General features: G+C 41.9%; 19 protein-coding genes and 2 pseudogenes. 16 read left to right on the top strand and 5 right to left on the bottom strand.

What is annotated here, in order from left to right; translation table 11 throughout:
* Positions 1-184: 184 nt before the first annotated feature.
* Positions 185-1,114, bottom strand: a complete 930-nt coding sequence (locus tag AC3CIA_RS18880; RefSeq protein ID WP_012601290.1) for a carbamate kinase — start codon at positions 1,112-1,114, stop codon at positions 185-187.
* A 608-nt stretch (positions 1,115-1,722) separates the two neighbouring features.
* Positions 1,723-3,774, bottom strand: a complete 2,052-nt coding sequence (locus AC3CIA_RS18875) for an acetoacetate--CoA ligase (RefSeq protein WP_488519517.1) — start codon at positions 3,772-3,774, stop codon at positions 1,723-1,725.
* Positions 3,775-3,973: 199 nt separating this feature from the next.
* Between AC3CIA_RS18875 and phhA the strand changes: the two genes are divergently transcribed.
* From phhA to AC3CIA_RS18855, 4 genes are all read left to right on the top strand, one after another.
* A complete protein-coding gene (phhA, locus tag AC3CIA_RS18870) occupies positions 3,974-4,768 on the top strand; it encodes a phenylalanine 4-monooxygenase (protein WP_488519516.1) in 795 nt (264 codons plus the stop codon).
* Positions 4,758-5,096, top strand: coding sequence for a 4a-hydroxytetrahydrobiopterin dehydratase (locus AC3CIA_RS18865; protein WP_488519515.1), 339 nt, complete (start codon positions 4,758-4,760; stop codon positions 5,094-5,096). Before phhA ends, AC3CIA_RS18865 begins: the two co-directional genes overlap by 11 nt.
* A 285-nt stretch (positions 5,097-5,381) precedes the next feature.
* Entirely contained in the window at positions 5,382-5,591 is a 210-nt protein-coding gene (locus AC3CIA_RS18860) for a DUF3283 family protein (RefSeq protein ID WP_004732615.1), read from the top strand.
* Between the two features lie 96 nt (positions 5,592-5,687).
* On the top strand, positions 5,688-6,404 hold the full coding sequence (locus tag AC3CIA_RS18855) for a YebC/PmpR family DNA-binding transcriptional regulator (RefSeq protein WP_004732617.1): 717 nt from the start codon (positions 5,688-5,690) through the stop codon (positions 6,402-6,404).
* A 277-nt stretch (positions 6,405-6,681) separates the two neighbouring features.
* On the opposite strand, the gene AC3CIA_RS18850 is transcribed toward AC3CIA_RS18855, so the two are convergent.
* Positions 6,682-6,948: a DUF2798 domain-containing protein gene (locus tag AC3CIA_RS18850; protein WP_488519514.1), complete on the bottom strand. Its 267-nt coding sequence runs from the start codon at positions 6,946-6,948 to the stop codon at positions 6,682-6,684.
* Positions 6,949-7,033: 85 nt separating this feature from the next.
* Here AC3CIA_RS18850 and AC3CIA_RS18845 point away from each other — a divergent pair, with 85 nt between their 5' ends.
* Together AC3CIA_RS18845 and AC3CIA_RS18840 are read left to right on the top strand one after the other, a co-directional pair.
* Entirely contained in the window at positions 7,034-7,936 is a 903-nt protein-coding gene (locus tag AC3CIA_RS18845; protein ID WP_054546063.1) for a LysR family transcriptional regulator, read from the top strand.
* A 12-nt stretch (positions 7,937-7,948) separates the two neighbouring features.
* The gene (locus AC3CIA_RS18840; protein ID WP_488519513.1) at positions 7,949-8,824 is read left to right on the top strand and encodes an NAD(P)-dependent oxidoreductase; all 876 of its coding nucleotides are present in this window, start codon (positions 7,949-7,951) and stop codon (positions 8,822-8,824) included.
* Positions 8,825-8,975: 151 nt separating this feature from the next.
* On the opposite strand, the gene AC3CIA_RS18835 is transcribed toward AC3CIA_RS18840, so the two are convergent.
* Positions 8,976-9,857, bottom strand: a complete 882-nt coding sequence (locus AC3CIA_RS18835) for a LysR family transcriptional regulator (RefSeq protein ID WP_237298676.1) — start codon at positions 9,855-9,857, stop codon at positions 8,976-8,978.
* A gap of 116 nt (positions 9,858-9,973) precedes the next feature.
* On the opposite strand from AC3CIA_RS18835, the gene AC3CIA_RS18830 reads away from it, so the two are divergent.
* From AC3CIA_RS18830 to AC3CIA_RS18805, 6 genes and pseudogenes are all read left to right on the top strand, one after another.
* The gene (locus AC3CIA_RS18830; RefSeq protein WP_065206506.1) at positions 9,974-10,951 is read left to right on the top strand and encodes a DUF1254 domain-containing protein; all 978 of its coding nucleotides are present in this window, start codon (positions 9,974-9,976) and stop codon (positions 10,949-10,951) included.
* A gap of 3 nt (positions 10,952-10,954) precedes the next feature.
* Positions 10,955-11,146: pseudogene (locus AC3CIA_RS18825) on the top strand (NAD-binding protein); the annotation flags it as partial.
* A 417-nt stretch (positions 11,147-11,563) separates the two neighbouring features.
* Positions 11,564-13,084 (top strand): annotated as a pseudogene (locus AC3CIA_RS18820) (M20 family peptidase).
* 94 nt (positions 13,085-13,178) lie between these two features.
* A complete protein-coding gene (locus tag AC3CIA_RS18815; RefSeq protein WP_017075586.1) occupies positions 13,179-13,787 on the top strand; it encodes a DUF3299 domain-containing protein in 609 nt (202 codons plus the stop codon).
* Positions 13,788-14,120: 333 nt separating this feature from the next.
* Positions 14,121-15,404, top strand: a complete 1,284-nt coding sequence (locus tag AC3CIA_RS18810; RefSeq protein WP_488519512.1) for a serine hydrolase domain-containing protein — start codon at positions 14,121-14,123, stop codon at positions 15,402-15,404.
* Positions 15,405-15,581: 177 nt separating this feature from the next.
* Positions 15,582-16,904: an IS4 family transposase gene (locus tag AC3CIA_RS18805; RefSeq protein ID WP_488518169.1), complete on the top strand. Its 1,323-nt coding sequence runs from the start codon at positions 15,582-15,584 to the stop codon at positions 16,902-16,904.
* A 684-nt stretch (positions 16,905-17,588) separates the two neighbouring features.
* Here AC3CIA_RS18805 and AC3CIA_RS18800 read toward each other — a convergent pair.
* Positions 17,589-18,341: a hypothetical protein gene (locus AC3CIA_RS18800; RefSeq protein WP_065206503.1), complete on the bottom strand. Its 753-nt coding sequence runs from the start codon at positions 18,339-18,341 to the stop codon at positions 17,589-17,591.
* Between the two features lie 324 nt (positions 18,342-18,665).
* On the opposite strand from AC3CIA_RS18800, the gene AC3CIA_RS18795 reads away from it, so the two are divergent.
* The 4 genes from AC3CIA_RS18795 to AC3CIA_RS18780 all read left to right on the top strand — a co-directional run bounded on the left by AC3CIA_RS18795 (position 18,666) and on the right by AC3CIA_RS18780 (position 23,142).
* Positions 18,666-19,565, top strand: coding sequence for a LysR family transcriptional regulator (locus tag AC3CIA_RS18795; protein ID WP_488519511.1), 900 nt, complete (start codon positions 18,666-18,668; stop codon positions 19,563-19,565).
* Between the two features lie 405 nt (positions 19,566-19,970).
* On the top strand, positions 19,971-20,585 hold the full coding sequence (locus tag AC3CIA_RS18790) for a hypothetical protein (RefSeq protein WP_102460159.1): 615 nt from the start codon (positions 19,971-19,973) through the stop codon (positions 20,583-20,585).
* A gap of 522 nt (positions 20,586-21,107) precedes the next feature.
* Complete coding sequence (locus AC3CIA_RS18785) at positions 21,108-21,476, top strand: regulator (protein ID WP_488519510.1); 369 nt, start codon at positions 21,108-21,110, stop codon at positions 21,474-21,476.
* A 325-nt stretch (positions 21,477-21,801) separates the two neighbouring features.
* Positions 21,802-23,142 (top strand): hypothetical protein, encoded by a 1,341-nt coding sequence (locus AC3CIA_RS18780; RefSeq protein ID WP_488519509.1) that lies wholly within the window; start codon positions 21,802-21,804, stop codon positions 23,140-23,142.
* Positions 23,143-23,500: the final 358 nt, after the last annotated feature.

Below are 23,500 nucleotides of genomic sequence, written 5' to 3'. Positions count from 1 at the left end.
CGTTATAATTATTCTTTGGTATATTTAAAGATATTATGTATTAATTCTTTTCAGGTTTAATTTCCAATTTTATGACTATTTATCTCATCTAGCATTAAACGGGCCGAATAAAACAAGCCTCATTATAATTAAATAAGAGGCTTGTAATATAATTTATATTAGTGGTGTTTATCACTCGATAATATTAGTAATAAACAATACCTTCGCCTTTCGTTATCAGAGTGCCAGCTTCATTGGTGATTATTTTATCTAAATCAAATAATGAACCAATCGCCGCATTACCCAATCCAGCTTCAACGAATTTACAAACGGCATCAATTTTTGGCCCCATAGAACCAGCAGGGAATGAAAATTCTGCTAAACCAGCAGGCGTTGCTTGCTTCATTTCTGCTTGGTCTTCTTTACCATAGTTACGGAAAATCGACCCATCGGTTAAGATAATAAATAAGTCGGCATGGATTTTTTCAGCCAGTAGTTCAGCCGTAAGATCTTTGTCAATGACGCACTCTACGCCAGTACTCTTACCTTGCTCAATACTCACGGGAACACCGCCGCCGCCACAAGCGATAACAAGGTTTTCTGTATCTAGAAGAGTTTCAATTTGCTGAATTTCAACAATGCTTTTTGGCATAGGAGAAGGCACAACGCGTCGGTAGTACTCGCCATCAGCTTTAAATTGCATTGTGCTTTGAGCCATTAATTCTTTAGCTCGTTGCTCTGTATATACAGGGCCAACAAATTTAGTCGGGTTAGCAAACGCAGGGTCTTTTTTGCATACTTCAGTTTGCGTGACTAGCGTCGCTACGTCTAATTCAGGGTCAATGTTTCTTAGCTCTTGTTGTAACATGTAGCCCACCATGCCACAGGTTTGAGAGCCGAGCACATCCATTGGATATGGGGTAGTCTCTGGCGAATATTCGCTATAGGCCGCGTTTTGTTCCATCAACAAACCTACTTGTGGGCCATTACCATGAACGATAACAATCTCATGCTCGCGTGCGATTGCAGCAATACTCGCCGCTGATTTGATTATATTTTCACGTTGGTTCTCAGCCGTTAATGCTTGGCCTCTTGCTAAAAGAGCGTTACCGCCTAAAGCTAATACTATCCGCATGATAATGTCTCCGATCATTTAATAATGATTTTATTTATTTTACGTAGGGATTAACCGCTTGTTTATAATTAAACTCAAGCTTATTAATAACAATGACTAGGTTTTTTAATTACTCTTAAGTAATTAACATGCCGAGATAGTATGGGAAAATAACTGTTCTAAATGTGATAGCTATCAAATTATCATTTCACTAGAAATAGAGCTGTGGGAGCGGAAATTATTATAATTCGATTAAATATCCATAAGCTGGGATACAATCCAGTGGTGGACTCTTTTTTTGTATAAATGATTCGTCTTTAGTGAATATTATCTCAGCCCAAAAAATGAATAATTTAACATTTTTGTTTTAAATATGACGTTCAGATCTCATTAAGAACTTTAGAAAAGGTACGGGGTCAAACTGAGGCGAGGGTTTACGAGCTCAAAGAGTGGCTTCGATTCGGTTTTTATTGGCCAATCAAGGGCTGCTTAAAGTGTTCAGTGTTTAATGCTTCTCCCGTTGCTTGCTTCACTCAGTCATCGGTTTTCAATCGGCTGCCTTTACTCTAGATGTTATCTGACAGCCAAGTGAAAAGTGGAGATAGCTTGCTACGTTCTAGGCCTAGTCGCTAAAGCGAAACAACGTGCTTTATCTCTTCTAAAACCTCGGCGTTAGCAATAGCTCCGAGGTTTTCTACTCTTTTACCGTTCACTACCTGTTTCACCGCTAATTCCACCAGTTTGCCCGAACGTGTTTTTGGTACGTCGCTGATGGAAAAAATTTGGCTCGGCACATGTCTTGGTGAGCATGATGATTTGAGCTTCCTCTTGATGGCCGTTAGTAATGTTTCATCTAGACTCACACCTTGCTGCAGTTGAACGAACAACCAAATTTGCTCATTGCGGTCGACATCTTTACCGACTGCTATCGAATCAACAATACCCTCAATGGTGTTCACTTGCTGGTAGATCTCGGCAGTACCTATTCTTACTCCTCCAGGGTTGAGTGTGGTGTCGCCTCGTCCGTAGAACAGGTAGCCACCATGCACGCTCTGTGCGACTTCGTCACCGTGATGCCACACATTATCGAATCTATCCCAATAAGTGCTGTGATAGCGCTCTCCGGTGTCATTCCAGAAGCCAACAGGAAAGTTGGGGAGGGAATTTGCACACACTAATTCGCCACGTTCGTGATTGACTTTGTGGCCAGAAGAGTTGAACACCTTGATGTCGACCCCGAGCCCGGCCTGTTGGCACTCACCGTGATACACAGGCGAGATAGGGTTACCCAACACAAAGCAGCCACAAATATCCGTACCGCCAGAGATAGACGCTAAATGCAGGTCTTGTTTGATGTGTTTATAGACGTAATCGAACTGCTCTGGGTAGAGCACTGAACCCGTCGAGCACAGTGTTCTTAATTTAGGAAGGTTGTGACTGTCGATCGGTGAGAGTTCCGCTTTCTCAATCGCTTCTAAATACTTGGCTGAAGTGCCAAATGTCGATACATCAGCTCGCTGCGCTAAATCCCACAGAACGTTAGGTTGCGGATAAACTGGGCTACCATCAAATATCACCAAACACGCACCACTGGCGAGCGCAGATACGTGCCAGTTCCACATCATCCAACCACAAGTGGTGTAGTAGAACACGCGATCTCTTGGTTTAATATCGCAATGAAGCTGATGCTCTTTTAGGTGATTGATGATGGTGCCGCCGACAGAATGCACTATGCATTTAGGCTTTCCGGTGGTACCGGAGGAATAGAGTACAAACAGTGGTTCATTGAAGCTGACACGAGTAAATCGAAGAGGCTTTGGTTGATAGTAATTAATGATGCTTTGCCAGCTTTGGGTCGACACATCATGTTCAACCTTGTTTTTCTTTAAATCGCGCTTCTCTAAATGGCTCTTCTCTAAATCACGACTCGGTTTCAAATAACCGATCTCACACACCTGTTTTAGCGCGTTTAAGTGTTCAATGATTTCACGGTTCTTGTCCGTCATATCGAACATTTTGCCATTGAAGGTGTAACCATCACAGGTTAACAGCACCTTAGGTTTCACTTGGCCAAATCGCTCAATCACGCTCTCGACGCCAAAGTCGGGAGAGGTCGATGTCCAAATCGCACCTAAGCTGGTGGTCGCTAGCATCGCAACTACGGTTTGTGGCAGATAAGGGGTATAAGCGGCAACCACATCGCCTTGTTGAACGCCACAATCCACGAGCCACTGTTGAATACGAGAGACTGATTCACACAAGGTTTGCCATGTGTAGCTTTGTTGTTCGCCGCGCTCATTCTCAAACCAAATCGCAAGCTCGTTTGGCAACGTTTTGGCTGAATGCAGCAAGTTTTCTGCGTAGTTAACTTGAGCATTCGGAAACCACACCGCATCGCGATTTGATTTCGGCTGCTGCCAGCGGCTCCCACCTTGAGTTTTGATGTGCTCGCCTTGTGCTTTATCAATACAGTCTTGCGAGCCGACCATTCCACAAAACTGCCAGACGTTTTGCCAAAACGACTCGGGATGTTCCACAGACCATTGATGAAGCTCCGCGTAGTTTTTCAATTCCCGATCGAGTATGCCCTGCTGATTAAGGCTATCCATGAATCGGGTCACGTTGGCTTGTGCTATACGCTGCTCACTAGGTTGCCAAATTGGCTTATTGCTTTCGTGCATTCCTTTACCTTTAACAAAAAGTTAACGATTTCAGTCTGGTATTTAGGTTTTACAAAGTCAAAAGATCAGCAAAATAAGGGGTTGCCGAAATTGTGTAAATAAAATGTTACACGATTGCCTGTTTCGAAAAATCGTGCAAATTGGCGGATATAAGGAGTCGAGATAGGCTTAAAGGGAGACATTCGAAAGGAGGTGTGTAATGACTCAATATCATTCTAAGCCCGTGAGCCAAGAGGGATGGGTTGAGTGGAGCCTCGAAGAAGACGCCATGTGGCACGACTTAGTGAAAAGGCAACTGGACGTCATTAATGACCGCGCATGCGATGCCTATTTGCACGGTTTGACCCTGCTGGATCTGCCATTAGACAGAGTTCCCCAGCTTCCAGAGATAAATAAAGTGCTAATGGAAACAACAGGTTGGCAGGTTCAGCCTGTGCCTGCATTGATCGATTTCGACCGTTTCTTTGATTTGCTCGCCAACAAGAAATTTCCAGTCGCGACATTTCTGAGAACACGAGATGAGTTCGATTATTTACAAGAGCCTGATTTCTTCCATGAAATTTTTGGCCACTGTGCCATGCTCACCAATGCCGATTTTGCGACATTCACTGAGCATTACGGAAAACTTGGCCAAGCAGCCACACCTAAACAGCGCGCGTATCTTGCCCGTTTGTATTGGTTTACGGTTGAGTTTGGTTTAGTAAAAGAAGGTCATCGGCTGAAAATCTATGGCGGTGGCATTCTTTCGTCTCCGGCGGAAACCATGTATGCGTTGGGAGGGGACTTGGCCGTTCGTGAGCGGTTTGACCTGCAAACCGTGCTAAGAACGCCTTATCGTATCGATATTATACAACCGAAATATTACGTGATTGATGAGCTGTCTGAGCTCTTCAAAATCAGTCAGGAAAACCTATTGCAGCAAGCAGATCTCGCGATAGACGAGGGATTACTACCACCACTTTTTGAACCTAAGGAACCAACACATGTTGAATGAACAAAAATGCGAAGCCTGCAGTATCGACTCGATTGCCTTAAGTAAAGACGAGCAACAGCCTTTACTGTTGGAGTTATCTGATTGGCAGATCATCGAAAGAGATGGCATCCCACAGCTTGAGAAGGTATTTAAGTTTAAGAACTACAAACAAGCATGGGCATTCAGCAACAAAGTGTCAGAGTTAGCAGAAGAAGAGTTCCATCATCCTTCGATCTTATTGGAGTGGGGCAAAGTGACCGTAACGTGGTGGAGCCACTCAATCAAAGGTCTGCACAAGAATGACTTCATCTGCGCCTCACGCTGCGATGTGTTCGCCGTGAGTGAATAGTCTTTTTTGGTCTAGATGAGGCTTTTTTCCGACATCTGTGATGTGATTATCTTATTATTCGGCTCATAAGGTGAGTCGAATAACTGCTTAAACGGCTCATGGTATGAGTTGAATAAGCGATACTTTCGTATCATAGAGCGTAACTTCTCCCAAACTAGCTTGACCTGCATCAGTGACTTGCTGCTTTCTCGTCCGACAACCCCCACTATTGCTCATAGTATTGGTTTTATGAGGCTGCTCTATGATATATTTCTCGGCCAAGCGTATTACAGACGAAGGCTAATAATGTCTATCAACCTTTCACTCCTTCCACCCAGCGAGAAAAATAAAATCGAACTGGATAAGCAAGCATCGTTTCTTGTATGGAAACTGAAGCAAGCGAAATGTGGCCCTGAAGCCATTGTTGAAGAAGCAATGAAGCTAGGTGACCCAGAAGAAAAGGCTTGGTTTGATCAGTCTGTTGAAAAATACAAACGGGTAATGGGTGTCGCATAAACGCAGATAAACCTTACCCAGCAAAGCTGTTGAATTGAAATGACACAGTAATTTGCTAGAATTTGCACCGTTAATTGAATCAGAGAGAAGATCCCGATGGGAAGAAGTTTTGAAGTGCGCAAGGCCTCAATGGCGAAAACTGCAGGCGCAAAAATTAAAGTTTATTCTAAATACGGTAAAGAGATTTACGTACTGGCTAAGAACGGCAGCTCTGACCCAGACATGAACTTACCTCTTAAGCACCTGATTGCTAAAGCGAAGAAAGACCAAGTACCCGCTCACGTTATCGACAAAGCGATCGATAAAGCGAACGGCGGCGGCGGTGAAGACTTCCAACCAGCTCGTTACGAAGGTTTTGGCCCAGGTGGCACAAGCGTAATCGTTGACTGTCTAACTGACAACGGCAACCGTACTTTCCAAGACGTTCGCCAATGTTTCGTTAAGACTGGCGCGAAAATCGGTGTTGAAGGTACTGTTTCTCACATGTTCGCTCACCAAGCTGTATTCCAGTTTGCTGGCGAAGATGACGAGATCATCCTAGAAACGCTAATGATGGAAGACGTAGACGTGACTGACGTTGAGCTAGAAGACGGTGTTATCACTGTATTCGCTCCAACGACTGAGTTCTTCAAAACGAAGACTGCACTACACACTGCGTTCCCAGAGCTAACTCTGGACGTTGAGGAAATCACTTTCGTTCCTCAAACGACTACGCCAGTAGCTGAAGAAGATTCTGAGAAGTTCCAGAAGTTCTTAGACATGCTTGACGACTGTGATGACGTTCAGCAGGTTTATCACAACGCTGAGCTGTAATATCAATCTATAATTGATAGCTTTGCTCTTGTGAGTAGAATGTAGAATACAAAAAACCGAGCCTAGTGCTCGGTTTTTTTATGCCGTTTATTCAGAGATAGAAGAACTTAAAAGTGTGCCTCTGAGTGTTGGCTGTTTTCTTTGGTCTGCTTCTGTGATTGCTTACTGTTTTTATTCACGGTACCCGTTCGCAGTATCTGTTCGGAACCGCTGATCGAATTCCCCTTGATCATCGTTCCGTGGGTAGCGACATGATCCGCCGAGACTCGTGATCGACTTAGTTAGTCGTTTCAGTTGAAATTAATGGGTTAGGTATCGCTTTGGTTCTTGGCTTACATATCCACGCTGCTAATTTTCGAATCAATGGCAGTACGGTTAGGTTAAGTGTTAATGCGCAAGGCCAAGCAATAAAGAAGCTTTGTAGCCAAATAGGCGGCCATTCGTGGCTGAACCCCATTTTGTAGCCTGAGATAACCCCAGACATAATCATAGCCATGGTCAGGGAAGATAAAATAGCAGTTACCCAAAATTGTTTATTGTTCATTGTATGTTTCTCCCGTGATTTTCTGTTGTTGATGAGATAAGGTTACATCTATCCATTAATGAGAAAAATAGGCACATATAGAAGTATGAATTCCATATTTGGAAACATTGATGATCTGTTCTTATTCTGTGCAGTGGTTGAAGAGGGTTCTTTGCTTTCGGCATCGAAACGCCTGCAATTACCTGTGTCGACCATGTCGCGTCGATTAACCGCATTGGAAGAGCGCCTGAGTATCCGACTTTTAGAAAAGAAAGGTCGTGAGTTGGTGGCCACTAAAGATGGCGAGGCGGCCTTTGCTGCGTTGAGCAGCGGTATGGAGTCGCTGCATCAAGGATTCAGTAGCTTGTTGGAAGAGCGCGATGCGATTCAAGGTAAGATAAAGCTTGCAGTGCCTCATAACTTCTACAGTGGCTTTCTACGTTCGACCATTGAGCAATATCTTGTTGAGTATCCCAATGTGCAGCTTGATTTAACTCTGAGTCAGCAGCAAGTGGTTCCTCAAACTGATCGTGATTTGTTGATTACGTTTAAGATTTCCGACATGGAAGGCATGATTGCTCGGCCACTGTTTAAAGCCAAGCACGGTTTCTTTGCGAGCCCAGATTATTTGGATTCCCACAGTGCGATTAAAAATCCAGGTGATCTAGAGCACCACGACTGGATTAATGTCGATGATGTTTTTGATATGCCGCTCTACAAATCCGACCGCTTAGAGCAGATGGTGACGATTAAACCGAAGTTTATTGTTAATGACATCAATGCTGTGGCCGCCGCAGCGTTGAAGGGGTTGGGGCTTGCTTCACTGCCTTTTCGCCATGTATCTCCAGAGATGAATCTGATTCAAGTGCTCCCTGAGTATCATCGGGGTGATCGCCAAGCGTATTTAGTGTACAAAGAAAGAAAATATCAGCCAAAGGCTTTGACCCTGCTTATCGATGCATTGATTGAGAGTGTTCGATCTTTCCATAGTGATGACTTGGTCAAATAAAAGGAGAAAGGAATGAAAGTAAGTTTTATCGGGCTAGGCGTTATGGGTTTTCCAATGGCAGGCCACCTAGTCAAAGCCGGTTTTGAAGTAACGGTATTTAACCGCACTCATAGTAAAGCGCTAGACTGGGCTGATAAACACCAAGGTAAAGCCGCAGAAAGCGTAGCTGAATGTGTAGCAGATGCGGATGTTGTACTTGTCTGTGTTGGCAACGATGACGACGTACGCAGCATGACGACCAGCGAAACAGGCGCACTAGCAGCAATGAAGCCTAACGCGATTCTTGTCGATCACACCACAACGTCTGCAGTACTGTCTGAAGAGCTTGAAGTTGCATCGAAGGAAGCAAATGTTCGCTTTATGGATGCACCAGTGTCTGGTGGCCAAGCGGGCGCAGAAAACGGCGTGCTAACCATCATGTGTGGCGGCGAACAAGCGCTATTCAATGACCTTCAACCTGTGTTCAAAGCTTACGGTAAGTCGTCGGTTCTGATGGGTAAAGTAGGTCAAGGCCAACGCGCGAAAATGGTCAATCAGATCTGCATCGCAGGTGTATTGAATGGCCTTTCTGAAGGCTTGGTACTTGCTGAGAAATCAGGTTTGGACATCCCAACTCTGGTTGATTGCCTTAAAAACGGCGCAGCTGGTTCATGGCAGATGGAAAACCGCGCCACCACAATGGCGCAAGATAAGTTTGATTTCGGCTTCGCCATTGATTGGATGATCAAAGACTTGGGATTCTGCTTAGATGAAGCAGAGCGTCAAGGTATCCAGCTTCCGTTGACGGAAAAAACTAATAACGCATACAAGGCACTGTCTGCCGAAGGGCAAGGCCGCATGGATACCTCGGTATTGATGAAAGCTGTCGTTGAAGAAACTAAGAAGTAGAAGAGACGAAGAAGTAGTCGCAGCGAAGAAGCAGTAAAAGCTTTGCTTAGATAACTAAAAATAGCCGCTGATTAGCGGCTATTTTTGTTTGCGTGAAACGATAACGAGCCTTTTTAACTCGTTTCGGGGCACTAACTATCTAGATTAAAGCCTATCTAGATTGAAGCATGACCCTTTTAATCACGTCATGAACGGCAAGGTTTAGAGGGCTTTGGCGATCGACAAGACGCATGCAGGACACAAGGTTTAGATCGATTCTAAACTCTTTGGGTGGCTCTATGGTATTAAGCGAAGCGTCCTTCCAACTATCGCTTAATACGCAGGCGTGGTCACCCTGTTCTAGAATTTGCCTCGCAACTGAAAAGTTGTCTACCGTGATACTGATGTGTGGCTCAATCCCACTACTTTTCAACATTTCTAAATATCGGTAACGATCTTCATTCCAGCCTTGGCTTCGGATCTTGATAAAAGGCAATTGCAACGCCTCTTCCCATGTTAATTGCCCCAATGACTTTGAAACAGCAATCACCAGTTGATCGGCCATGATGCGTTTCTGGAAGATATTCGTACTGCGGTCTTCATTTAAAAAGTGCACGCCTAGAGTGATGTCACCCTCTTCTAACTTTTGCTCTGTATCTGATGCCCAAGTCTTCAGTTCTATTTGCGCTTTGGGAAACGTTTTCGAGAGTTCCCTAAATAGATCAACACCTGAAAACTCCAGTGTGTAGGCGAAAAAAGCAAGAGTGATTGGCCCATCATAGGTGGCAGAATCGAATGTCACAGGTGAAGTCGCAGAGTGCATCAAGGACAAGGCGTGTTCAATATTGGGCAAAATAGATTTGCTATAATGTGTTGGCCTTAGTCCTTCAGTGGTGCGTTCGAAAAGTGGGTGCCCTAATTGATCTCTGAGCTTGGTCATTTGCTTGCTGACTGCGCTCTCAGAGATCCCTAGCTTTATCCCCGCCCTTTTCAGGCTGTTCGACTGACACAGCAATACAAAAGTACGCAGCAAATTCAGGTCTATACTTTCCATTTGGGCAAGTCCTATTTTCCACACTTTCCTTTTGGGAAGTATAAAGTAATCACTATCGGCAGAGCAAATAATACTCTTCCAAATGACATTCACTTTGAAATATAAAGGTCGCTATTATGAAAAAGCTATTCCCTCTTACTGCTGTCGCTTTATTCTCAACCAGCGTTTTTGCAGCGCCAACTATCGTCACGGAAGATAATTTTGCTCAGGCATACACCAACATGCGTCTCGGCTCGGTGGTAGAGAAAGCCGGTGGTATTAATACATTCTTTGAGATGCCAGTGCCGAGCAGCGTTCCAGAAGAGCAGTTCGTTGTACGAATGAATCGAGACACTTTTTATTCCGTTTCTGTCATCGATATGTCGAACGATGATGTCTATGTGACTGTTCCAGAAACTGACCAATATGTGTCACTGCAAGTCGTAGACGAAAACCACGAGACACAGCCAATGATCTACGGTTCCGGTCGTCATAAAATCAGTTCAAAAACCGACCACGCATTTGTCATTGTCCGCGCTCTTGAAGATGACGCACGCCGTAACCTGAAGATTGAAACAGGCAGTGAGAAGCCGTTTGAAGTAAAAGAGTGGGACATGGCGTCTTTTAGTGCCACAGATAAAGCTGGCAACATAGATTTCAGTGACGGATATGACCAATCAAAGGCGTTTGGTAACAAAGAAAGCGGCCAAACTGATTATATGAATTACGTTGGCGCAGCTGGTGGTTGGGGTGGCGCGATGGTCGAAGACAATATCTATCAAACCAGCCAGTACTTCGATGCGAATGCATGTTATGAGACGACTTTCAAAGATCCGAAGGCAGGCTCATTCTGGTCCGCGACCGTATATAACGCTGATGGGCGAATGTTTAACGATAAAGCCAATATTTCGAGTGAAATGGTCCCCGTAATGAACAGCGATGGAACCTACACTCTCCGTTTTGGGTGTGAAGGTCAACCAAACAATATCCCAACGATGGAAGGTAATAAGACCGGTAAATTTAATGTTCTTATACGCCATTACAACCCGAGTGAGCCAGTTAGCAAAGGCGAGAAAGGTTACAATCCAGCGACGATGATTAAAAAAGTAGGCTAATTTAAATCGTCGGTTCTGAAGGGTAAAGTCGGTCAAGTCCAACGCGCGAAAATGGTTAATCAGAACTGCATCGCAGGTGTATTGGATGGCCTTTCTGGAGGTTTAGTACTTGCTGAAAAATCAGGTTTGGACACCCCAACGCTGGTTGATTGCCTTAAAAACGGCGCTGCAGGTTCATGGCAGGTGGAAAACCGCGGTTGAAGAGACAAAGAAATAGAAGAAATTAAGAAGTAGAAGATACGAAGCACAAGAGGCTAAAAGTCATCGAAGCTTCGTTTAAATAGTTTAAAAATAGCCGCAGATTAGCGGCTATTTTTTTGCCTAAGATAACTTAGAAATACAGAGAAGCATTTGTTCTGAAACTCACCATTGAACAAAGTTTTGTTACGAATTTAATGCCACAGGGTGATCTCGGATCATTTCCGCGACTGTAAAAACCTTCCTCCCCTAGAAAGTCATGCTCGATTTACTCATCCACTACAAATTGTTACCAACGTCTTCTGATGGGTTGAGTCCTTCGCTAGAGATTGGTTTGGTCAGTATTGTTCATTAATAATTGCCGCATAAACCAAAAACACAGATTTACTTTCTACCTAATTAAGGCGTCAAATCATGACAAAACCATCAAAACTCTTTACCAGTATCGCTTCTGCTTTGGCATTGACCGCTAGTGTTTCAGTATGGGCTGATGAGTAAGACTTTAGTTCGATGCAAATGCAAGGCGTCGAAAAAGTGGATATTCAAGTTGATATAGAAGGTGCTGCGCAACGCTTATCGCAAGCGGTTCAGTTTCAAACTATCTCTAACCAAGATCGCAGTGATTTTGATGAACAGGCTTTTCGTGACTACCACCAATTTCTTGAAGAATCGTACCCATTAGTGCACAAAACACTCAAGCGAGAAGAAGTCGGTGACCCGCGCCCTTTCAGCTTGATTTACACTTGGGAAGGTAAAGAACCATCACTCGCTCCCGCTATTTTTATGGCGCACCAAGATGTGGTACCAATTGCAAAAGAGTCTCGTGATGAGTGGAAAGAAGATCCGTTTTCAGGTGCGATTAAAGACGGTTATATCTGGGGCCGTGGTTCATTAGATGACAAAAACCAACTTCAAGCACTGTTAGAAGCCACTGAAATGAAGCTAAAAGAAGGTTTCCAGCCTGAACGTACCATTTTGTTTGTATTCGGCCACGACGAAGAAGTTGGTGGGCCAGAAGGTGCTAAGCACGCCGCTGACATCATTGAACAACGCTATGAGAAAATTGCGTTTGTTATGGATGAATCTGCTCCTCTTGTCCCTGGTATATTCCCTGGCATCCGTGAAAACACGGCACTAATCGGTATTGCTCAAAAAGGATTCGTTAGTCTAGAGATTGCCATCAATGGTGTTGGTGGTCACTCATCACAACCGGGTGAAGAATCGAATATTGTCGCGTTAGCAAAAGCCGTTGAGAAAGTTGAAGCAGCGCAATTCCCTTACAAAATTCATGATGCGGTGAGATACCAATACCGATACATGGGGCCGGAACTTCCAGAAGCGCAGCAACCACTTTACAAAGCCGTAGCCTATGGCGAAAACGACACGGTGACGGACTTAGAGAAAAAGTTTATTGATGTAATGTCTAAAAATGAGGTTACTCGCGCCATGCTTCATACCACAACGGCAGTTACTATGTTTAATGCTGGTATTAAAGATAACGTATTACCGCCAGCAGCTACTGCAGTTGTAAACTTTAGACCAATGCCAGGTGACACTCCTGAGGTGATTATTGAGCATGTGAAGAAAGCGATCGGCGACGAAAGAATGACCATTCGTGATATCTCAGCATCAACGCCTGCAACTAATGTTGCGGATCCTAGCGGGCCTGGTTACGCCATGTTGGAGAAAACGATTCGCCAAACTTGGGGAAATGACCTGATTGTCTCACCGTTCTTTGTTATTGGTGGTTCAGATTCTAAGCACTTTCAAGCACGAGATTTTGCCCCTGATGTATATACAATGACGGCGATACAATTAGAAAGCGTAAAAGAATTCGAAGGCTTCCACGGTGTGAACGAGCGTATCTTAGTTGAAGAATACGGTCGCTCTATTGGGTTCTTCTACCAACTAATGGATAACCTCGAAAGTCTGTAATTCAAATATTATTGACTGATATAAAACGAGACGATGGCTAAGACTTTCTTAGCCATTTTTTCATTAGCCCTTGTTCTAATTAGAAAATATTGACATGAAAAATACATTATTAATGGTTATGGCTTGTTGTTTTAGTTTGTTCACACAAGCTGCTGAAACGATATCTTGGGAGTCATTAAGACCTGTGCAAAATCAGTATCAGGTTCTTTCTCCTGGGAATAAGGCGCTACTTTCTGAGATTTACGCCTACGAAGCCGTTCAAAAAACGCGTCAGTTAAGTCCAATGGAAAACGATGGATACAATCAACGTGTGGTATTGGCTGAAAAGTTTGGCTTAAACGTACGTGAGCTGCTTTTACAAAGAACACAACAAGCGAACGATATAGTTCCCGAGCTTAGTATTAACGATATGAAACTGGCCGGGTTTTTAGTACCGCTCGAAATGGAAGGTTTAATAGGAAAGCAGTTCATTTTGGTGCCAACTGCAGGGGCTTGCATTCACACACCTCCCCCACCTGTAAACCAAACGATTTTAGTCGAATTTCCTGAAGGCCATGAATTACAAAGTTTATACACACCAGTATGGGTGACAGGAAACATTAAAACAGGGGCGGTTGATACGTCGATTGCACTTTCTGATGGCAATCAAGATATTGAAACTGGGTATGTCATTGACGCGTCGGATATTGAGCTTTATCACTAAATCTGATCAACGAACTTAGAATTGAAAAGGTGACTAACGGGGAACAGTTAGACTAAATTTGATCGGTATGTGCCGTTTAATTCATTTCTCTTCATGCTCTACACATAGCAACACTAAATATAGTAAATATTAGAATCACTTGGGGTAGGTAAAACCACCGAAAACACAATATTCATGTTTCTAACTTCAATGTTTGATGGAAGCAACCCATCGGAGGCGATGAGGCGTTATTACGTTTTCCTTGTAACGTGTCTGTATTAACAAAGGCAACTGGCTCGCAGCTTTTGCATACAGTTCGCACTACAGCACTTATATACCAATAGGAAAACCAATATGAAAAGCTTAATCGCTATATCCATAGTAACGGCTCTATCTGCAGGCTCAGCGTTTGCTAATGAGATCGTTAATGAATCATCCACAAATGTAGATGTTTACAATACTCATGACTTCTTCTTGCAAAAAGGCAATCGCGTTAAACTTCAGTTTCCTATTGAACAGTCTAAGTTTGCTTGGCAGAACCTAAGCCGTTTCTATCCTACCGCTCAAATTGAACGTGATGGACCTGTCTACCAATTCCCATATCAGATTGACCTAGAAATTGGTGAAATATCAGCGACTGTGCACGGTGAAAGCAAGACATTAAATGAACACCTAGATTCTTACCCTGTCGATGCTTTTCTTGTTGTTAAGAGTGGAGAGGTTGTCTTTGAACGTTACAACACGATGCGAAAAACAGATAAGCATAATTGGTTTTCAAACTCGAAAATTACAGCAGGTATAGAGCTGGCTAAGTTAGTCAATGAGGGTAAAGTTAACCCTAATGACCCTATTTCTAAATACATTCCTGAATTAAAGGGATCTGACTGGGATACAGTATCTGTTTCTGATACTGCAAATATGGCGACAGGCTTGAACGCAACAGAGCACGATGAGCCAGAGGCAGACTCACGTATAAACCCAGAACAACCTTGGTTTAAATGGGCGGTTTCCATTGGCGTGTTTGAGGGTGAAGGCAACCAAAGCCCACTTGAAGTGCTGGCCGAAATGAAGCGAAGAGCACCGGGCGGAAAAACATTCGAATACAATTCAATTAATACGTTTGTTCTGGCTCGACTTATTGAGAATGTTCGTAACTTACCCATGAATGAGATTGTCAGTCGTGATATGTGGCAGAAAATGGGGGCAAATAATGACGCTTACACTGTCGTTTCTCCACAAGGGGGATACCCTTTAATGTTTTTCTCAATGAATACCACAATTGAAGATATGACTAAATTCGGTATGTTACTTACTCCGTCAGCCACAAAGTTGGGTAATGGTGGTGTTAGCAAAGAAGTCATTACGTTAATTCAAGACTCTGGTAACCCTGAAGCTTACGGTGGTGGTTATGTTGGTAAGATGATGGAAAACTCTTTCTACAACGACACAAACCTCAAGAATGGTTATCAATTTGATGCAATCTTTGAGGATGGCGACTTATTCAAGGCCGGTGTTGGCGGTCAAGGTGTGTATATTTCACCAGAAAAAGACTTAGTTATATCTTTCTTTTCAACCAGTAATGGCAAAAACCAAGAAGAAACTTATGCTCGTGAGATTGCGAAATATTTTAGCCGCTAATTATGCAATCGGTGATTGCCACTTGATGTGATTAATCACTGATAGATTTGATTATTGAATAGAGTTTTATCTTTTTGTAACGCCAGTCGCCTGACTTAATGCCGATCGTTTAAGAAGACTTGAACGATCCTGCAGTTAGAAGATAATCCTCATCAACAATGTTGATGGGGATTTTTTATGCTTGAACAAGAATTAGCAATGGCACACGAGACCATTGAAGATGCCGATAATTATGAATCTGTCGTCGACGCTATTCAGATTGAGTGGATAGAACAAGCTCTTCTTGAAACAAATAAAGCGAGCATAAGACGACGCCGACTTCCCGCGCAGCAAGCTGTCTGGTTAGTTATTTGGATGGGGTTGCAACGCAACATGTCTATCAAAGAGGTATGCAGTTCATTAGACATTGCGCTTCAGCCTAAACCTGAAGATAGTTGGTCTCGTGTCGCACCTAGTGTCCTAACTGATTCACGTCGACGTCTAGATGAGAGCCCATTAGCAGCTCTATTTAACACAACGGTGAAGGCTTGGCACGGAGATATCCTTCAACAAGACAGAGACTTAGAACTTAATGTACTTGCTGTGGATGGAACAACATTTAGATGTCAAGATTCCACAGAGAACGCTGAAGAATTTGGGTTCATCTCTAAAAAATTGAAACCTTACCCTCAACTTCGTTTAGTCGCTTTGATGTCAACAGAAACACGAATGATTATGGGGGCGGCTTTTGATGGTTGTCATGTCGGTGAAACGACCTTAGCTAAGCGCCTATTCAATGATATCCCCGCACACTCATTGACCTTACTTGATCGTTGTTATTTCTCGGCAGACCTTTTGTTGTCGTGGCAAGAGAGTGCGGAAAATACTCACTGGTTAATGCCTGCAAAACGTAAACTACGCTATGAAGTGTTGGAGAAATATGCGGAAAACGACATGCTCATTTCAATGCCTATCTCTCCTCAAGCTCAACGGCAGAATCCGAATTTACCCGCACGTTGGGAAGCCAGATTAGTCCTATATCAAGAGCCAAAAGGTGAGATAAAAGGTTTTATTACTTCACTTACAGACCCTAGCAAATACTCGCTAGAAAGCCTGCTGCGTGTTTATTGGCAACGCTGGGAGATTGAAGAGGGTTATGGTGAAATTAAACAGACTCAACTGCAAAGTCACGTCACTTTACGAAGTCGTTTTTCTGCCGGTGTGAAGCAAGAGCTTTGGGGCGTATTACTTGCCTATAACTTAGTGCGATTAGAGATGGTTAAGATAGCTTCAGAAGCCGGGGTTCGAGCGACTAGGGTAAGCTTTACTGCTGCAATTAACCTTATAGATGCTCAGTTACGTTGGTTAGCTTTAAGTCCAGACGGAACCCTACCAGTCAAACTTAAAAGGATGAGAGAAAGTCTGAGTCACTTCATTCTTCCAGATAAAAGAAAGGACCGAACGTTTCCACGTTCAGTCCTCTTTGTTCCAGCCAAATATCCGTTTAGGTTCAAGCAGTAATGCTTATCCGAACGGCATTAAGTCGCCTGACTGGCGTTTTTTTGTTTGTTGAACTTGGTTATTGATTCCCTGTGATCGGGTGATTAAGTACCACGATATCTTTGGGTCATCCCAACACCACTATCCATTATCGCTTGTGTTAACGCTTTTATGCGCTTTAGGCTCGTGGTTACACACCAATGCCATGGCGTAAAGAAGTTCACATTATATAGATACGATTGTTTGAGCTTCTTCCCGTTACTCATTGTGTTCAGACGATACATTCGATCTCCTTACCCTCTACTCATTGGCAATGCGCGTAGTGTTGGGGTGCTATGTAAGCTCAAGAGTGGCTTCGTTTGAATCAAGCTATATTGATGGGGTTTAGGTATGCACTAGCAAACGTAAACAGTTAAATATCAATCAATAACGGTATTGAAATAGGCCGCTAGAATAAGGTTTTGAGTGTTGAATCAATATGGGATGTAGGCGTAACTTGATAGAGATAGAGATAGAGATAGAGATAGAGATAGAGATAGAGATAGAGATAGAGATAGAGATAGAGAGTCAGTTCAAGGTAAGGCCGAACTGAATAGTCAATCGTCGTTATTTTAATAAAGAAGAGTGAGAGGGTGTAAGGAAAACAAAACTAAAAAAAGGCGAATCTCTCAATTCACCTTTAACATATTATGGATTTTGGTCGTTTTAGAAGAATACTTTGTATTGGAACCAAACCACGGTGTCGTCAATGTCTAGTTTTTGATTGGTTGATTCCATGCTTCCATAAGTATTTTCAACCTTGACTTGTCCCCAACGTGTTTTGTCTGCCGAAAAAGGAGTCGCTGCGAGTAGAGTGGTTTTAACGGTACTCGTTTCAATATCACCATCCATGTATGTAAATTCTGGGTAGGCTGCAAAATAAGTACCATCGGCGCCCGGCTTCCAAACTGCATAAGCAGCAGCCATACCACCTACGATGCTATTGTCTGTCACACCGAAGGCACTTGTTGTGCTGTCTGAATATTCACCGCCCATCACTGCTGCACGGCCAAAGAAGGTCAGAGAGTCGATTGGAGTTCTAAAAATAGCGACACCACCTACTGCAGCAGTAGTAAAGCTTGCATTATCAATGATATCTAATGATGCGGCTACACGAGGTGTAATAGCACTATTTATGTTGAACACATGGAAATATTGAGCTCGGCTGTCTTTATATTTACCTTCATTATCCATCGAACCTTCCAATGTGAACATAGACATCTGCCCGTTGTCATAAGCGTATGATAGTGCCCCTGATAGCTTTAGGTCACCTTTGTTGTTGGTTGCTACATACATATTAGAGCTGGCACGAGTCATATCGGATGGGTCGACTTTTTGAATGTCATCGCCAGCAAATGCAGAAATAGAAATAGTAGCAAGTAAAGCCGTAGACAAAGCGGTCATTTTTAGAGTGTTCATGGGACGTTCCTGAGTTATTTAAGTTAAGTTGCCGAAGCAATGACGCAACTTTACACAAGGTTTTTAGACTCATTAACTCTCTAGCGATGGGCTCGAACCATCGTTGTTATCCAAACAGCGTCGGTAAAGGGGGGGAGGGCGGTTTCTGGTGGTAAAAAGTATATCAATTCGTATGTTTAATGTGTATTTGGGAAGATATTTGAATTCAAGTCAGAACGTGCTGATAAAATGTGTCACTTAATAAGAGAAACATACGTTGTATTGGTTAATGTAGACTCTGGTGGTAAGATTTATTATCGAATATAAGGACTCGCAGGGCATGATATGAATTTTAGTCTTGAACAATTAAATACTTTCGTTGCGGTATATGAACAGCAAGCTTTTAGTAAAGCAGCGATAAAATTGAATAAGCACCGAACAACGGTTGCACAAGTAATTACGAGTTTAGAAGACCAGTTAGCGATCACTTTATTCGATAGATTGAGCCGCAGTGTCGAACCGACTGAAGATGCAGTACTCCTTTATCATTACGCAAAGCAAATTCTAGAGCAGGCTAAAACTCTTGATAGATTTGCATTAAGCCTTTCATTTGGCGGGCTAGAGTCAGTGACGATAGCCTATGCGAGCTTTTTACCTCATCACGTTGTTTCTAAAATTCGTCGACAGCTTTATGAAGACTTCCCATCCATGCGTGTTAATTTTTTGGTCAGAACGAAACCAGAAATAAAAGCAGGGATCGAAGATGGAAGCATTCATTTTGGGATTGTGAATATATACGAAAGCAAAGTGATTAATAGTATTGATTTTACCTTTTTGGGGAATATGCCTTTTGTTCCATTTGCTCATGCAGGAAGTGAATTATCGGCTAAGCCCTCAAACGAAACGCTCTCAACGATGAAATCTTTACGCCAGTTTGTACTCAAATCTATGGTCGATGATAAAATGACGGAGAAGGTTGTTGTTTCTTCAAAACATGAATATGTTGATCAATTAGCGGTCATTGTTAAGCTTGTCCAAGATGATTTTGGCTGGGCTCTTTTACCAAAATCGATAATTGAATCTGAATATATGACAGAGAATTTGGTAGAGATAAAATGTGACGAGATCAAACAAGAAATAATGGTTCCCATATCCCTTTGGTGTCCACATTCAAAACAGATTGCTCAGGTAAAAAAATCGATCGTCAAGGTCGCTGATTATTATATAAATAAATCAGCGTACTAAAAAACGGACACTTTATTGGGATGAGTTCATCAGGCTATAGAAGTATTTATCTTGATGAGCTATCTATTATGAGTTTGTTTTAGCGCACTTTGAGTCATAAAGTGCCACGAGCTAAAAGTCGGTCTATCCAAGTTGTGGACAAAAGTTTCTTAGAGCCATCACATTAATAATTTTCCATGGGGGAAAATTCAGTCTGAGAGGTGTCTGGACAAAAAACTTGCTAGTACCTTTTCTAATTTCATAGATGACCAATTATCACTGGTATTAAATAGTAAGGATTCGTTAGTTATGTATTTTAGCTAACTGAAGATATATAGTATATATACATATTAATTCATTCAATGATACGTTATGATTGGCAAATTTAATATATAAGATAGATTTAATATTTACCGGAGTGATTCATTGAAATTTCATCATTTTACTTTTTTTGTAGCAATATTTTTAAGTGGTTGTTCAACAGTTCCAGATGTAAAGTTGACTAAAGAAAACTTCGAACATCTGAAAACTATAAAACTCGAATCAAGTGAAAGTGACAACTCGATACTAACTGTAATAAGTACGGTTCATCTTGAAGGTTCGGGCTTAACTCCAGTAGGCGGAGATGGTTTAGGTTTAAAAGAAAAAACCCTGATTTTTATGGATGAAAATCAAGTTAGTTTAAATCAGATTATTCAGAAACAATTTTCCGAAAAAGTAGAGCAAGGTAACGTTAAAGTAGTATTTGACGATAGTTCCCCAAATAAACTCGTCATTACACTTAATCATGTCGTTTTAGGAAAGGCCCCGGGGTTTCCTGGTAGTTTTGACGTCCGCTACAATATTACTGCTCAATTACTTGATGGTAAAAAAAATATACTGTGGTCGTATACTCCTTTGATACCATTCATAGCCGATGGATACTCTATATCTTTGGTTGAACTCTTTTCATCCGAAGAGTCAATGACTCACTTCTTTAGCTCTGCCTCAGAGCCAACTGTGCAAAGGATATACGACCATTTTATGAAAAACCTAATTTAAGTGATGTGACTGTTTCTGATAACCAATCAAACAATTAACTCGATATAGAATCGTACTAAAAGTAATTTCTATTCCAAGATAAACCACGTTACAAACCTCATAATTGGAACCTTCTGATTATGAGGTGTATTAGGGCTAGTTTAGTTAATCCTCAGTGCGAAGCTAATAAAGCGACACCAACGAGCTATTTATACCGCACTTTTACTCTACGCACGCTATCGTAATCACGATCTTTTCCCCACGGAACCAAACATGTCAAGTAGCTCATAACGTCGGTACCCGTCACGAATTAGATAGCGTATAGAAAAAACTAGCATTAATGTTTGTAGACCTGCTGCTCTAACTCATTTTTGGACAAAAATGAGTTTCAGGAAACCTAACATTAGCAATTCATGAATAACTTTTTATAAGGCAAACTCGCCAGTTAATACGCCGTCGTACAGTGCGCACTTTGTCTGCTTATGTTCAATCGTGCATATCTCCTTGAATCAGTGCAACCTCTTGTATTTAGAGGTTTTATCATTGAAGTATCGCGAAATGAGTAAGAATTACATTTTTCGAGAGTTAGAGTGCCAAATGACGAAGGAAGAGGTTTCTGAACTCTGTTTTAAAACTGTGAGAACCGTCACGGGTTGGGATGAAGGAAAGCCGATACCTCCCGAGTGCAAAAGACTAATGAGAATGGCAAAAGGTCGGGAACTGAGCATTAGTGAAGATTGGTTACAGTTTAAAATGTTATACGACAGTATGGAGCTGCCGACAGGTCAAGTGGTGAGGCCACAACAAATACTGGCAGGGATTGCACTATTGGGCATTCAATCTGAGTTAGAGATTAAGACTTCAACACATTTACTTGGTCTTGCTAGAGCGATAGCTAATATCAAGAAATAGGATTAGAAAAGTATGGATTTTTCAGGCGCATCGCAAAGGCTTACAGTAGTGGACTACGTGGTGCGATGATTACTTGTTAAAGTTACTAAGACTGGGCACGAGAAGTTCTTTGTGGGATGAACCAGTCCTCCTTTTTGGTCATATCAAGGAGAAAGAAGCCGGACTCATTGAGTTCGGCTTTTTTATTTTCCCTGTAATTTATTGAAATCCAAATTCAAGGTGCAATATGTGTTTGTAGACAACCTACATGGAAGTGAACCATTAAAATCGACTAGATTAAAAATTAGGGATATTATGCATTTAAACTACTAATGAGAGAAATATCGTGAGTGAACCTGAAGAACCTATGCTGAAACTCATGCGTGACTTTGCGACTGAGACATCGATACCCATTTCCAAGGCTGCTAGCAAATTTGTATCTCAGGCCTCAAACGGTCAATACAATTTTTTAAACAGATACATGCTTGAAGAGACCTTAATGTTTTTCAAACGACAAGACCCTTACTGGATAACCACAGTTGATTTTGACGTTCGAACACATGGTGTTGACCTTAGACTAGAGCTTATTGACGCTTCTGGTAATAGTGTTGTGATATTACCAAATAGCAGAACCCCTTATGTACATAGTGAATTAGTAACCTTTAAGGTTGGGCATGCCGCTAGTCAAATATCCATAATAAATGGTGGTGAAAAATCGGTTAGCCTAGCAGCCTTAAATATTTCTGGGCGAAATATCGGTGAGTTAGTTGCTCTAATGAAGTCAGCTAGTATTACTTGGAAAAATCTAGATTACTCTTATCAACAAATTAGAGAGGTTGTAGCCTCTGATTTAGAATTTGAAAGAACAGAGGTTTTGAGGTTAAAAACTGAATCAGAAGACGTCGAAAATAGGCTTTCTCACTTAAAACAAGCAATACAACTTGATGAAAAACAAGCCAAAACTGTCTCAAAGTATCTGTCAGATATTGAGAGCCAACATAACACCCTAACTGAACAAGTTGAGAAACTCCTAAAAGACAAAGCAATACTATCAACGTCTAATCGCAAAGTTGAGAGTGAACTAGTTGATAGAAATGCTCAATTAGAAAATATTTCAGAAAAATTGGAAGATACCCAAGAAAAACTCAAAGCGTTCAAAAGTGAGTCCTCCCTTTACAGTGAAGACTTCTCAGAATACAAAAGTGAAATTAATCGGCAAAACACAGTCTACAAAATGATTTTGGTATTTTTGTTGATAGTTGGGTCCATAATTAGCGTCAATATGTATGATGGTGTTAGGCAAATGTCTTCTGACCTTCAATTTAACTTTGACATCTGGAGCCTACTAGTAAGTAGACTACCGATTATAAGCTTAAATATTTTCTTACTTGGGGTTTGCTCAACAATTTTTTATAAAATGATCGAGCTTCTTACCAAAAATAATGAACGCTTGTCTTTAACAAAACAAGTGGCATACCTTGTAAAAGAATGTACTGATAGTCAATCAGAAGACTTAATTTTAGATGATGAACAAATTCTTAAACAACGTGTTTCAAATAAAATGTTGTTAATTAGAGAGTTCATTAATAGTCAATCAGCGAGTAATTTTGACAATTCAAAAAGTCCGAGTCTTGATAGCAAATTTGACGAATTAAAAGATGCTTTGCTTCAAAAAAAAGTTCCTTAACAAGAAAGAAAAGCCCTTGTTAACCTGTTCGTATGTCGAATTTACCCCCGTGATACAAAACGGGGATTTACGACGAACAGCACTAGAAGAATGGATAACTTCTAGTAGGGCAAAACCCAATAAACAGGATATGAATGAGTAAAAGGTCTAGCTTACAATGGGGCAGAAATGAGTCAGCTCTGATCAAGGCCTGAAGTAGGAAATGTTAGATACGTTTTTGCCCACTCATTTTATCCTTTCCTACTCGTGCTTTTTGTTTGGATCTCCCACCACTCACGCCCCGATTCAACCATTCACTCCTTGTTGCTACCGTTCGTCGCATTGATAAAACGGCGTGACAAATTCTAGTTAACCTTTC

It is taken from the genome of Vibrio sp. QJM3NY_27 (genome assembly GCF_057785955.1).
Note: the sequence above shows the minus strand (reverse complement) of the source record. Positions and strands in the feature narration are given on the sequence as shown.

Bases quoted from the DNA above. Each gene is read 5' to 3' on its own strand.
- AC3CIA_RS18840 (WP_488519513.1), top strand. From the start codon at position 7,949: ATGAAAGTAAGTTTTATCGGGCTAGGCGTTATGGGTTTTCCAATGGCA.
- AC3CIA_RS18795 (WP_488519511.1), top strand. From the start codon at position 18,666: ATGAATTTTAGTCTTGAACAATTAAATACTTTCGTTGCGGTATATGAA.
- AC3CIA_RS18860 (WP_004732615.1), top strand. From the start codon at position 5,382: ATGTCTATCAACCTTTCACTCCTTCCACCCAGCGAGAAAAATAAAATC.
- AC3CIA_RS18875 (WP_488519517.1), bottom strand. From the start codon at position 3,774: ATGCACGAAAGCAATAAGCCAATTTGGCAACCTAGTGAGCAGCGTATA.
- AC3CIA_RS18810 (WP_488519512.1), top strand. From the start codon at position 14,121: ATGAAAAGCTTAATCGCTATATCCATAGTAACGGCTCTATCTGCAGGC.
- AC3CIA_RS18805 (WP_488518169.1), top strand. From the start codon at position 15,582: ATGCTTGAACAAGAATTAGCAATGGCACACGAGACCATTGAAGATGCC.
- AC3CIA_RS18835 (WP_237298676.1), bottom strand. From the start codon at position 9,857: ATGGAAAGTATAGACCTGAATTTGCTGCGTACTTTTGTATTGCTGTGT.
- AC3CIA_RS18855 (WP_004732617.1), top strand. From the start codon at position 5,688: ATGGGAAGAAGTTTTGAAGTGCGCAAGGCCTCAATGGCGAAAACTGCA.
- AC3CIA_RS18850 (WP_488519514.1), bottom strand. From the start codon at position 6,948: ATGAACAATAAACAATTTTGGGTAACTGCTATTTTATCTTCCCTGACC.
- AC3CIA_RS18865 (WP_488519515.1), top strand. From the start codon at position 4,758: ATGTTGAATGAACAAAAATGCGAAGCCTGCAGTATCGACTCGATTGCC.
- AC3CIA_RS18800 (WP_065206503.1), bottom strand. From the start codon at position 18,341: ATGAACACTCTAAAAATGACCGCTTTGTCTACGGCTTTACTTGCTACT.
- AC3CIA_RS18845 (WP_054546063.1), top strand. From the start codon at position 7,034: ATGAATTCCATATTTGGAAACATTGATGATCTGTTCTTATTCTGTGCA.
- AC3CIA_RS18815 (WP_017075586.1), top strand. From the start codon at position 13,179: ATGAAAAATACATTATTAATGGTTATGGCTTGTTGTTTTAGTTTGTTC.
- AC3CIA_RS18830 (WP_065206506.1), top strand. From the start codon at position 9,974: ATGAAAAAGCTATTCCCTCTTACTGCTGTCGCTTTATTCTCAACCAGC.
- phhA (WP_488519516.1), top strand. From the start codon at position 3,974: ATGACTCAATATCATTCTAAGCCCGTGAGCCAAGAGGGATGGGTTGAG.
- AC3CIA_RS18880 (WP_012601290.1), bottom strand. From the start codon at position 1,114: ATGCGGATAGTATTAGCTTTAGGCGGTAACGCTCTTTTAGCAAGAGGC.